Source organism: Propionispora vibrioides (assembly GCF_900110485.1).
In the GTDB taxonomy this organism is placed as follows: Bacteria; Bacillota; Negativicutes; order Propionisporales; family Propionisporaceae; genus Propionispora; species Propionispora vibrioides.
Map to the genome: position 1 here is coordinate 81,528 of NZ_FODY01000018.1, position 11,168 is coordinate 92,695.

Consider the following 11,168-nt stretch of genomic DNA (forward strand, 5'->3'; position numbering starts at 1 on the left):
CGTTAATCATCCGTAATAAGATAAGTAATATCGCCAACTTTTCCTATGATGTAATTTGAAACGGTTCCTAACTTTTCCTTAGTAACCAGCGCAATCGTTTTAGCTGCCACATGCAGCATTTTTTGTTTTGTCTGGCATTCTTCCAATGTCACTACGGTAATCCCAATTTCTTCGTCGATATTAGCTACGCCCATAAAGTATATATCGGCATGGATTGACTCCAATTGTCTGATTACTTCATACCCAACGGAAACCATTGACTGCTTGAATAAAGTTCCTCCTAACATGACAACCGTCACATTGGGATACTCATTTAGCAGCGTCAATATTGGCAAACTATTGGAAATGACTGTACAGCGTATATCTTTAGGAAGCTGTTTGACTAATTGATAATTTGTCGTTCCGCCATCAATAATCACAACATCATCTGTTTTAATATAATGTACCGCTTTTTTTGCCAAACGAATCTTTTCTTCCAAATTCAAGTCTTCTCTGGTATTAAAGTCAACAACGGCCGGGCCAATTTTTATAGCACCGCTATGCACTCTTTTTAATAAACCTTTCTCATCCAACTCATTTAAATCTCTCCGTATGGTGTCTTCCGACACGTTAAGCCGAATGCTTAAATCACTGGCAATAATCTTTTTTTCTTTATTCATAATGTTTAAAATCAAATTTTGCCGTTCCGCTTTTATCATTTTTGTCGCTTTCACGTTTTAAAGCCTCCTATGTTTTACACTTTTCCTTTTACTATATTATAAATAATTAGGAAAATTTTCTAGTTTTTTTTCAACAAAAAGCAGGCTCCGTTCGTGAATGTGATTGCTAAAAGCTAAACTTTAAAATAATTCTATCTTCATAAACAGGTTTAGCCAAATTGGGGGTTCCCTGCTGTCAGCTTTCTCCGCGACAGCAGGGAACTCTTTCTTATTTTGTAAAATAGACCCAAATAATCTTTATGAGTCTGTCATGGCCGCCCGGCAGCCCGTCACGAGAAATCACCTAGAACAGCCAGAATTTCTTCTTTTGTTGTGGCCCGTCGCATTTTTTCAACGTTTTCTTCTTCCATGCAAACCAAGGCTATTTTTTCTAAAATTTCAATATGAGTATCCTGTTTGCCCGCAATACCGATAACAATATAGGCTATATCATCACCGAAACGAACACCCCCGGCAACCTGGACAACTGTTATCCCTGATTTGATGATATAAGGTGCGCTATCCGGCATTCCATGTGGTATCGCTAAATGATTTCCGATATACACAGAGACATCTTGCTCTCTCTCCAGCATAGACTGAATATACTCTGCCGTAACGTATCCATTCTCAACCAGTACATTACCGGCATAAGCGATAGCTTCGTTTTTATCAGCGAAATGTTGATGTAATCTGATATTATTTACGTTCAAAATTTCAGACATAGTAACCTTCCTTGTTTATCTTTATAAGCCGATCTCTTCAAGTAATAAATGTGCAATCTTACATGTTATTACGTTGTTTAATTACCCGTATGGCTTCATCATAATTTTCATTTTTCAAGAAATTATCCAATGGTAAAAACGTGGCTTTCGTGCTGTTCAAACTGATCTTCGCCCGTTCTATTAAGGAAGCCAGCGTCAATACCAAATCGGCATCGGGACTGATAGCACCGGTTGCGGCATGCTCGACAACGATGTGGTTAATGCCTTCTTTTTTCAATCTGTTTTTAAATACAGATGCCCCCATTGCCGAAGACCCCATTCCGGAATCACAAGCTACAACCACCATTTTTATCTGGCCACCTGACGCTTCGGCAGAAGCAGAAGAGGCCAACTCCGGCTGTGCGTCCAGATTGCCTCTGCTGAGCCCGTCAACCATAGACAAAGTAGCATCTGCCTCCTCATCATCCGGAGAACCAAAAACTTTCAGCAACAGAGTACCTACACAAAAAGCTACAATAAAGCCGCAAGCAATTGCAACAAAGTTAGCAACGATAGAATCTTTGGGTGTCATCATGGCAATCATGATCAAGGAACCGGGAGACGGCATGCCCACCAATCCACCGCCCAGCGCTACCAGCAAGAATAGCGATACGGCCAACCCGCTCATGGTTGCCAATATCATAATCGGATTAGCAAGAATAAAGGGGAAATACACTTCACCAATCCCGGCAATACCGGCGATAAACATCGCTAACGGTGCTGTTTTCTTTGCTTTTCCTTTGCCCCAGACAGCAATAGAAAGCAAAGTACCTAACAGGGGACCGCAGTTGCTGTCAATCATAAACACAATAGATTTTCCAATTTCCGATGCTTGTTGATACGCAATCGGCGACAGTATGCCATGATTAATCGCATTGTTAAGAAAAAGCACTTGCCCCGGGCACATTAGTATCGACACCAACGGCAACAGGCCATTGTTCATCAAATAATTGATCCCCTGGGAGAACACCATGACCACTGTATTAAAAGCCGGGCCTATGGTAATAAATCCAATCAGACTTAACATGGCCCCAAGAATTCCCAGACTTAGATTATTAATCAGCATTTCAAACCCTGGTTTTACTTTACTGCCAATATTTCCATCAAATTTCTTTAACAGCCATGCTGATAACGGCCCCATAATCATAGCACCGCTAAACATCGGAACTTCAGAACCTATAATAACTCCCATTGTCGTAAATAAACCAATAACTCCGCCTCTTTGTCCATAAATATTATAGCCAGCCGTATAACCAATCAGTGTCGGCAACATAAACCGCAGGCCCGGACCAACCAATTTATTGAATTCCGCATTAGGCATCCAGCCTGTGGGAATGAATAATGCCGCTAACAGTCCCCAGCCAACAAATGCACCCAGATTAGGCATTACCATGTTACTCATATAGCCGCCGAATTTTCTAATTTTAGCAAGTACCATTTACCACACCTCACTCTATTAATAAACCGGACTATTGAAATGAACCAGGTAATCTTTTTAAGCTACATGGAGATTTTGCCACCGGAAATATCAATGGTTGTACCGGTAATATAACTGGAGTGATCCGACACCAGGTACGAAATTAAATCCGCAACCTCGTCCAGTTTTCCCGGCCTCCCTAAAGGAATGCTTTTGGTATAGTCTGAGACGGTGTTTTTAGGATCTGTGCCGCGAGTATACGCAAGCGCCGCCCATGCAGCATCGTTATTCATGGGAGTCCGTTCGTTTACATCCGGCGCAACACCGATAACTCTGATATTGTAAGGGCCAAGTTCTTTCGCCCATGCCTTGGCGAAGCAATGAACCGCCGCTTTCGTGCCGGAATATGCCGACTGTCCCTTGGAGCCCTTCAAACCCGCTCCGGATGACATATTGATAATCACTCCGGAACGTTGCTTAATCATCTGTCTGGCCGCCGCCTGGGCACATAAAAACACGCCTTTTTGATTGACCCGGTATGTAAAATCAAAATCATCTTCCGTCATTTCATATTCAGGCTTTTCACCATAATAATCTACCAGCATCCTTGGCCGGCTGACACCGGCATTATTAACAATCGCATCAAACCTGCCGTATTTTTCGACAACAGCCTCCACCATATTAACAACACTTTTCTTTTGCGATACATCGCATTCCACAAAGGAAACATTGGGAATCCCCGCAAACTTTTCATTAAATTTTAAATCCGCAATAACTGCATACGCTCCGTTAACACTTAAATTTTCAATCATGTGTTCCCCAATCCCAGAACTCCCGCCTGTTACAACAACAACCTTGCCCGTAAGATCCAACCACTTCGCAACTGCCATTCTTTTTCCTCCCTTTTAATTCCATAGATCCAACCCGAACAAAAGCACTTATATGCGTTTATATGCTTTTTTATCAAGTTCATCTTCGATTATAAACGCATAAAAACGCATAGTCAATACTTTTTTTATTTTTCCGATAATTCTGTCAAGGGATGATTATATAAAAAGCTCATCGTCAACCAATTAAAAAACCAGGCAGCTAAATCATTTCTGATTTGGCTGCCTGGCTTTTATCCGGCTATATTTCCCTATTGTTATTGCTTAATCAAGCTTTCCAGTCCCGCAGCACATTTAGACGGTAAAAACTCAATCACCGTATATTCCGCCGCCTGGTTCGTATAGAATGGGTCCTGTTGAATGATTTCATCAATCTCAGTCCGGCTATTGGCCTGTGCAAGGATAATACCTTCCTCACGGGGATTCTGCCGGCCGGACATCAGAAATACTAAGCCGATATTATCAAAGGAGAGATCAATCTTGCTGGATTCTTGCAGTATCATACCGCCGTTAGCAGCCATTATTGGCGCGGCGATTACCAAACGGATTATCCCGTCGCTAGTGCTGTCCGATACCTTATTGCAGTCGTGTGGCAACCTCTTGGGATCCGTCCTGCTGGCCGGCCAAGCCCTTGCCGGCGTAGTATCCGAAGAAAACCACACCTATATTATCCTGTTCCTATTCAGCTTCGGAGCACTGCCAGAAAATTAGTTCGCTTGCTCTTTCATCTGCTGAAAGAAAATCGACTGTATATACCCATTACAGCCCTGACAGTGCTATCCAAGCACATCATACCTAAAAGAAAATCGACTGTATATACCCATTACGGCATAGCCGTAATTGACCTTGGGTGCCCCGTTTTTAAAAAAATTCAGAAGCGGGGCTTGTCAGGCAGTTCCTTTTTTTGCGGTAATCTTCTCGCGTTTTGCAAACTTCTCTCGTTTTAACTGTTTGACATATCACCGCCGGACTTTTAGATTAACGTGTGCCCTCCATCTACATGCAGCACAGTACCAGTCACAAAATCATTATCCAGTAAATAGACAATCCCTTTAGCAACATCCTCCGGGTTTCCTACTCTTTTTAACGGAAGCTTACCGGCTATGTCCGAATAAAATTGTTTTCGAGCGGCTTCCGGCATTTTACTTCTGGATGGAGTATCAATAATCCCCGGTGATATCACATTAACCCGGATGGGGGCCAGTTCCAATGCGAGGGTCCGGCCTAAAGTGGCTACCGCCGCATTAATTGCACTGAGAGCAGCCGAGCCAATCATAGCTTTATAAGCTACAACTCCGGAGAACAAAGTAATAGATCCGCCATGGGACATTAGCGGTGCCCCATATTTTACCGCGTAATACTGCCCCCAGAATTTATTCTCAAACATCTTATGATCCGCCACAGAGTCCGAGGTAAGAAACGCTCCGCCGGAGGTTTCAGCAGCCGTAACTACTAAATGGTCTATACGGCCCACCGTTTCAAAAAAAGCTTTGACCTGCACTTCATTACTAATATCCACTGCATAAGATATTACTTTTCCTCCCAGTTCCGCTTTAGCCTTTTCAAGTTTTTCCGAAGAACGACTGGCTATGATAACCTCAGCCCCCTGCGTTAGTATGAGCTTCGCTGCCGCCAATCCAATTCCTGAACTCCCGCCAATTATGACAACCCGTTTATTTTGCAACATCTTAAAATCCTCCTTCATGCCTGTTCCGGCTTTTGAGGTTATTATAATTCCATAACTTCATATTGTGAAGTAGTGTATTTAAATTCATATAGTTTCCCAAATGGAATTTTTGAGTTTTTATTACACCAATGCCTGTAAAAAATTTACCACATATATATTTACACCCTTTCGTCTCAAGGGAGCCCAGCCGAAAACATAAAAATTCGCAAAAACCTGGCCGCAATGCATGCAGCCAGGTTAGTAATGAGACAATGTAATCCTTCTATAAAGTCAATCCAAAACGTTTCATTTCGACCAAAATTCCTTGCAGTTGCTTTCCTTTTTCGGTAAGAGAATATTCCACCCGCGGCGGCACTTCCGGATATACCTTCCGGTTAATGATCTGATGCTCTTCCAATTCACGCAGACGAAGTGAAAGCGTCTTAGGACTAATTCCCGTCATGGATCTTTGTAAATCACTAAATCTCATCACGCCCTCCAGCATTAAATCCCTTATGATCAGAAATGTCCACTTCGTGCCAATTACATCCAGAGTTTTAGCAATGGGGCAGACTTCTCCCGGTATCCCTTTACTCAAAACAACAATTTCCCTATTTTCCATATCAAGTACCCCCTCGCAATTTTCTTCTTCGTCTACCCTATTGTATCATAAAACTTCCCTTCAGGAAATTATGTGAAATTAATATCACTACTTCCACAAATACACAAAGCAATCTATAATAACAGCAAATGAACCATGTGTAAGAAAGGAGTTCTTCTTATGAAGGAAAATAAACCCGAAAGAAAAATCCCGTATGCAATTCTTGCGTTATTAATCAGTGCATTTTCTATTGGCACTACTGAATTTGTCATTATGGGCCTCTTATTAGAGGTTGCCAATGATTTGAATGTATCTATCAGTGCGGCGGGTCTGTTAATCACCGGCTATGCCCTGGGAGTGGCTATTGGAGGACCAATTATCACCACGCTAACACGGCAGTTACCTCAAAAAAACTTACTCTTTCGCTTGATGTTAGTTTTCATTGCCGGAAACCTGTTAGCTGCCGTCGCTCCCAACTACTCGATTCTGATGGCAGCTCGAGTTATCGCATCTTTTACTCATGGAACCTTTTTCGGAGTAGGCTCCGTCCTTGCCACACGATTAGTACCGCCAGAGCAGCAGTCCCGTGCAGTGGCCATGATGTTTGCCGGGCTGACTTTGGCTAATATTCTGGGTGTACCCTTGGGTACGTTTATCGGTCACAACTGGGGTTGGCGGACAACCTTCGGCTTTGTTAGCTTATTAGGCGGCATTTCTCTGGCTGGTATTGCCCTATTGATTCCCAAGTTGGAGTTAACCCCTCCAGCAAAGTTACAGCAGGAGCTGCAGGTATTATTTGACAAGCAGGTCATACTCGCTTTGCTGATGACGGTTCTGGGTTTTGGCGGGGTTTTTACCGCCTTCACATATATTGCCCCAATTTTAACTGATATTACCGGCTTCAGCAAGGAGACAATCACCCCCATTTTGCTTTTGTTTGGCTTGGGAATGACTATTGGAAATATAGCCGGCGGGAAACTATCAGACTGGAAGCTCATGCCGTCCTTAATCGGGATATTAATAGCCCTATCCGCTATTCTTGCTGCCTTCACATTCACTAGCCAAGAAAAGTGGACAGCACTGGTTACTATTTTTTTGTGGGGCTTTGCGGCCTTTGCTATTGTACCGGCATTACAAATGCGGGTACTGGCAATGGCCAAGACCGCCCCCAGCATTGCAGCATCATTGAATATCAGTGCATTTAATCTCGGTAATGCCGGCGGCGCGTTCCTTGGCGGCCTTGTTATTGATATTTACGGACTGAACGCAATCCCAATGGCAGCTGCAGCCGTTACGGCAGTCGGCCTAATTATCACTCTAATAAGCTGGTCATTTGATCGAAAAACGGAAGAAACAGCTTTCAAAATTCCTTGCTCCCGTTGTTGAAAATTTGGAATTCAAATACAAAAAGCGATTGAGAAAGAGGTGCCTCTCTGATTTTGTATAAACTCCACACAGCATAAAAAGAACAATCTTTTTTAGGAGGCAAAACAGTCAGATAGGCTGATTGCCCCTTTGTTAGCATTATACGGAAAGCAGCCTGGCTATCAAGCTAGCCCAGTCGGTCGTCAAAGAATATTTTCCAACTCTCGGGGACGGTTCATTTGACCTAAACTATGATTCACTTTACTACCGTTCGCAATGCGCAGCTCTTAGAATCACAGTTTTAACCCTTCACTGAACCTTTTTTCTTCCCGTAAAAATATTTGATAAGTCTCCTCATCAAAATTGCACATGACGATATGCTCAAGCCCTACTCCGTCTTGCTGCAAAAACTGATATGCAGTTTCGATCAGTATCTTGGCGCAATCTGTTTTGGGAAAGCCAAAAATACCGCTGGATATGGCAGGCATAGAGACAGATTTTAAGTTATACAGTTCAGTCAAGGTAAGTACACTTATAATGACCTTCCTCAATTTCTCGTGTTCATTTCCCTCGCCCCACTGGGGGCCGACTGTATGAATCACAAATTTGCAGGGCAAATTTCCGGCATCGGTGAGCACGGCTTTGCCGACGGGCACTAATCCGATTCTTTTAATAATATCGTTGCTTTGTTTTTGTATCTCCGGTCCGCCTTTGACCGCTATCGCCCGCGCCGCGCCTCCGCCATGCTGCAGCCTGGAGTTGGCGGGATTGACAATTGCGTCGGTATTTTCCGCCGTTATATCGCCCTGTTTAATACCAATAGCCTTCTTACCCACACTTATCATTATTTATCACCATTCTCCCTGCATCATTCTGGTTGCCGTTTGATCTTCAATTTCCTATGAATATTTTACCAATTCTCCAACACAAACTGTAGTCCTGCAACTTCCCCCTTTAGTACCCAAAACTCATTGAAATTCATTGGCAACCAATTAAAAACCAGACAGCCAAAATAACACGGCTCCTTTACTCTAGCCGCTGTTCATAACCGACAGCTTTTCGGCTAATACTAAGCCGATATTACCAAAGGAGAGATCAATCTTGCCGAATTTTTACAGTATCATACCGCCGTTAGCGGCTATTATGGGCGCGGCGATTACCAAGCGAATTATCCCGTCGCTGGTACTGGGACTGCTGGCCGGGACCTTCTTGCAGTCGGGTGGCAGCCTCTTGGGGTCCGTCCTGCTGGCCGGTCAGACCCTGGCCGGCGTGGTATCCGAGGAAAGCCACGCCTATATTATCCTGTTCCTGTTCAGCTTTGGTGCGCTGGCCGAAATATTTAAGGTAGGCGGCGGTATCTCAGGCTTCGCCAAACTTACGGAACCGTATATCAAAACCGAACGCGGCGCCCTGCTCAGCGTACTGTGGGCTTCGCCGGTCACCTTCCTTGACTGTTGTTTTCACACTATTGCCACAGGGGCTATCAGTAAACCTTTACTGGAAAAGGTGGACGGCTCCAAGGATAAACTGGCTCTTATCGTCAATACCACCTCTTCTCAGCTCATCGCACTCATCCCCTTTGCGACCACCTATGTCGGCTATATCCTGGGGGTTATCGGTTCGTCCATGGCCCAAGTCGGCCTTACCGGCAATCCGTACCGCCTCTATTTGTCGGCCATCGCCCTAAACTTTTACTCTATCAGTATGCTAGGGATCAGCTTCCTTGCTATCTTTTACTCCTTCCAGTTTAACTGGCTGAAGCTGGCCCAGCCTGCCTATAAGCCGGAAGTGGGTACCGGCGACCATGATTCCCATGAGGCTCACGATGAACATCATTATCAGGAAAAGGTACCTCCCCGGATCGCCAACTTGCTCCTGCCGCTGATTTTCTTACTGGCGTTAATTACATATCTGTTATGGTGGACCGGCCAAGCTAAAGGAGCGGCCTCCTTAGTCGAAGCGCTGCTCAATGCTGATTATGAAAAAGCCATTTTTGTCGCTACTTTCGCCACACTGGTAGGCACCACTCTGCTCTATGCGCTGCAAAAAATCCCCATGAAAGAATTGCAAAGCCATTTTTTGAGCGGTGGAACCGAAATGCTGCCTCCCATCGTTATTTTGACCCTGGCCTGGGCGCTTACCGGCATAACCCAGCAACTGGGCTTCAGTCCTTTTATCGGCAGTTTGCTGGGAAATACCCTGCCACCACAGTTGGTCCCCGTTATTGTATTTGCCCTGGGCGGACTGGCTTCTTATTTTATGGGTTCTTCCTGGGGGACCTGGGCTCTGATTATGCCGCTAGCCTTGTCCTTAGCGGTAACTACCGGCGCCAATGTTCCGCTCGTAGTCGGTGCGGTATTGGCCGGCGGCTCAATTGGCGACAATCTGTCCCCTTTGGGTGAAACACCGGTCTTAACAGCGGCGGTTATGGACATTCCGGTAACCAGTCATATCAGCTATGTCCTGCCTTACGGGCTGGTTGCCATCGGGACCGCAGCCCTGCTCTATCTGGCACTAGGTTATGCCTTGCTTTAACAAGGAAACCTGCTAACTTAAAGTCAGGAACAGCAAAAAATGCATAACAAAATAAGCCGAGTGTGAGAGCGCTCGGTTTTTGCCTATATTTTTATTTTGCTTATTGCTGTCAGGCCCCTGCCGTTTCTCGCCTGAAGGTTTTAAGCCTTCTTACTTTACAGACACGTATTCATTTCCTTCTATATAGAATCGCCAGGGGTACTCCCTGGCCTCTCCGGCATAATCAATCCCCACACGGGTTGTTGTGATGATGTTAAACTCCTGCGGTTCCCCTTCCTCAATATATAGTTCATCGCCGCACAAATCCATTCCATTGAAGTTCTTATTTATGGACAGGGCCTTGCATAATTTGCCGGGACCATTGGTTAGACCTTTTCTTTGACTTTTCGTCAACTGCCCGTAGGGCTTCTTGTATCTTGTTTGCGCCATTTGTTCGATTCCTTGTAGCGGTTCAGCCGCTCTGAGTAAAACTGCCTGAGGAGTTCCCTTTTCCCTAGTTACGATATTGAAACAATAGTGCATTCCATAGATGATAAAGATATAGGAAAATCCGGGATCCCCATACATCACCTCTACACGCGGGGTTCGCTTTCCGCCGTAAGAATGAGCCGCCCTGTCTTCGATCCCCATATACGCCTCTGCCTCCACAATCTTAGCGGCTACTTTCTGTCCCTCAACTTCGTGGACAAGGACTTTGCCCAGAAGCTCTCTGGCTACGATGACGGAATCCCTGTTATAAAATTCTCTGGTCAGCTTTTTCATCCCATAAATCTTCCTTTCTTGCCCCATCTTGCCCCAAGGCTTTTCTGTACCGTTCTTTTGAATTAATTATGCTCATTTTACTCTTACTTAGCAAAACTTACAATCAATTACGTTTAATAAATGTTCCCTCCGGCACAAGATCACCAAGGACCGATTGTCAGTCGAGTAGAGGCGGAACTCACATTCCAGCCCCCCTCACGGAACCGGACTTGCCCTATTAAGGCATCCGGCTCTTCATAGCAGCATTTACTTACGTTTAGCCATAGATATTCACATAGATTCTCGCTTTTGCTAGCGGGAATCTATCTGTTAGTTTTGCAAATCCTTCCCACGTCAAGCTCTTCTTTTGGCTTCTGCGATTGAGTATTTCAAACAATTTACGCCGTACGCAGTATCCAAAGGTATGGATTCCATTGCTGTTGTCGGTTACCCCATAGTAGCGAAAGTGCCCAACCAGCTTGGCATTTATCTGTTTG

Annotated in this window: 13 protein-coding genes; 3 read left to right on the forward strand and 10 right to left on the reverse strand. The window is 44.5% G+C overall.

What is annotated here, in order from left to right; translation table 11 throughout:
• Window positions 1-2: 2 nt before the first annotated feature.
• The 5 genes from BMW43_RS14060 to BMW43_RS14075 form a co-directional block, all read right to left on the reverse strand.
• Window positions 3-713: a DeoR/GlpR family DNA-binding transcription regulator gene (locus BMW43_RS14060; RefSeq protein ID WP_218140691.1), complete on the reverse strand. Its 711-nt coding sequence runs from the start codon at window positions 711-713 to the stop codon at window positions 3-5.
• A gap of 275 nt (window positions 714-988) precedes the next feature.
• The gene (locus tag BMW43_RS21380; protein WP_218140692.1) at window positions 989-1,420 is read right to left on the reverse strand and encodes a PTS mannitol transporter subunit IIA; all 432 of its coding nucleotides are present in this window, start codon (window positions 1,418-1,420) and stop codon (window positions 989-991) included.
• A 58-nt stretch (window positions 1,421-1,478) separates the two neighbouring features.
• Window positions 1,479-2,897, reverse strand: coding sequence for a PTS transporter subunit EIIC (locus tag BMW43_RS14065; RefSeq protein WP_218140693.1), 1,419 nt, complete (start codon window positions 2,895-2,897; stop codon window positions 1,479-1,481).
• A gap of 62 nt (window positions 2,898-2,959) precedes the next feature.
• Entirely contained in the window at window positions 2,960-3,766 is an 807-nt protein-coding gene (locus BMW43_RS14070; RefSeq protein ID WP_091748825.1) for a sorbitol-6-phosphate dehydrogenase subunit, read from the reverse strand.
• A 254-nt stretch (window positions 3,767-4,020) separates the two neighbouring features.
• The gene (locus BMW43_RS14075) at window positions 4,021-4,266 is read right to left on the reverse strand and encodes a YciI family protein (protein WP_091748828.1); all 246 of its coding nucleotides are present in this window, start codon (window positions 4,264-4,266) and stop codon (window positions 4,021-4,023) included.
• Between BMW43_RS14075 and BMW43_RS21215 the strand changes: the two genes are divergently transcribed.
• Window positions 4,244-4,474, forward strand: a complete 231-nt coding sequence (locus BMW43_RS21215) for a hypothetical protein (protein ID WP_091748831.1) — start codon at window positions 4,244-4,246, stop codon at window positions 4,472-4,474. The two genes, BMW43_RS14075 and BMW43_RS21215, sit on opposite strands and share 23 nt — an antisense overlap.
• A gap of 262 nt (window positions 4,475-4,736) precedes the next feature.
• Here the strand turns inward: BMW43_RS21215 and BMW43_RS14085 are convergent, their stop codons facing one another.
• Together BMW43_RS14085 and BMW43_RS14090 are read right to left on the reverse strand one after the other, a co-directional pair.
• Window positions 4,737-5,450 carry an SDR family oxidoreductase gene (locus BMW43_RS14085; RefSeq protein ID WP_091748834.1) on the reverse strand — a complete coding sequence of 238 codons (714 nt, stop codon included), beginning with the start codon at window positions 5,448-5,450 and terminating at the stop codon, window positions 4,737-4,739.
• A 262-nt stretch (window positions 5,451-5,712) separates the two neighbouring features.
• A complete protein-coding gene (locus BMW43_RS14090; protein ID WP_091748836.1) occupies window positions 5,713-6,051 on the reverse strand; it encodes a winged helix-turn-helix transcriptional regulator in 339 nt (112 codons plus the stop codon).
• A 159-nt stretch (window positions 6,052-6,210) separates the two neighbouring features.
• Here BMW43_RS14090 and BMW43_RS14095 point away from each other — a divergent pair, with 159 nt between their 5' ends.
• Window positions 6,211-7,416 carry an MFS transporter gene (locus BMW43_RS14095; protein ID WP_091748839.1) on the forward strand — a complete coding sequence of 402 codons (1,206 nt, stop codon included), beginning with the start codon at window positions 6,211-6,213 and terminating at the stop codon, window positions 7,414-7,416.
• A gap of 272 nt (window positions 7,417-7,688) precedes the next feature.
• On the opposite strand, the gene BMW43_RS14100 is transcribed toward BMW43_RS14095, so the two are convergent.
• On the reverse strand, window positions 7,689-8,240 hold the full coding sequence (locus BMW43_RS14100) for a macro domain-containing protein (RefSeq protein ID WP_091748841.1): 552 nt from the start codon (window positions 8,238-8,240) through the stop codon (window positions 7,689-7,691).
• A 256-nt stretch (window positions 8,241-8,496) separates the two neighbouring features.
• Here BMW43_RS14100 and BMW43_RS14105 point away from each other — a divergent pair, with 256 nt between their 5' ends.
• Entirely contained in the window at window positions 8,497-9,930 is a 1,434-nt protein-coding gene (locus BMW43_RS14105; protein WP_091748843.1) for a Na+/H+ antiporter NhaC family protein, read from the forward strand.
• Between the two features lie 150 nt (window positions 9,931-10,080).
• Here the strand turns inward: BMW43_RS14105 and BMW43_RS14110 are convergent, their stop codons facing one another.
• Both BMW43_RS14110 and BMW43_RS21385 read right to left on the reverse strand, forming a co-directional pair.
• Window positions 10,081-10,692, reverse strand: coding sequence for a DNA-3-methyladenine glycosylase (locus tag BMW43_RS14110; RefSeq protein ID WP_091748845.1), 612 nt, complete (start codon window positions 10,690-10,692; stop codon window positions 10,081-10,083).
• Window positions 10,693-10,948: 256 nt separating this feature from the next.
• The coding region (locus BMW43_RS21385; protein ID WP_439331453.1) for a hypothetical protein at window positions 10,949-11,168 on the reverse strand (220 nt) is incomplete at its 5' end.

Coding starts and splice junctions, on each gene's coding strand:
- BMW43_RS21380 (WP_218140692.1), bottom strand. CDS start 1,420: ATGTCTGAAATTTTGAACGTAAATAATATCAGATTACATCAACATTTC.
- BMW43_RS14065 (WP_218140693.1), bottom strand. CDS start 2,897: ATGGTACTTGCTAAAATTAGAAAATTCGGCGGCTATATGAGTAACATG.
- BMW43_RS14070 (WP_091748825.1), bottom strand. CDS start 3,766: ATGGCAGTTGCGAAGTGGTTGGATCTTACGGGCAAGGTTGTTGTTGTA.
- BMW43_RS14075 (WP_091748828.1), bottom strand. CDS start 4,266: ATGATACTGCAAGAATCCAGCAAGATTGATCTCTCCTTTGATAATATC.
- BMW43_RS14085 (WP_091748834.1), bottom strand. CDS start 5,450: ATGTTGCAAAATAAACGGGTTGTCATAATTGGCGGGAGTTCAGGAATT.
- BMW43_RS14090 (WP_091748836.1), bottom strand. CDS start 6,051: ATGGAAAATAGGGAAATTGTTGTTTTGAGTAAAGGGATACCGGGAGAA.
- BMW43_RS14095 (WP_091748839.1), top strand. CDS start 6,211: ATGAAGGAAAATAAACCCGAAAGAAAAATCCCGTATGCAATTCTTGCG.
- BMW43_RS14100 (WP_091748841.1), bottom strand. CDS start 8,240: ATGATAAGTGTGGGTAAGAAGGCTATTGGTATTAAACAGGGCGATATA.
- BMW43_RS14110 (WP_091748845.1), bottom strand. CDS start 10,692: ATGAAAAAGCTGACCAGAGAATTTTATAACAGGGATTCCGTCATCGTA.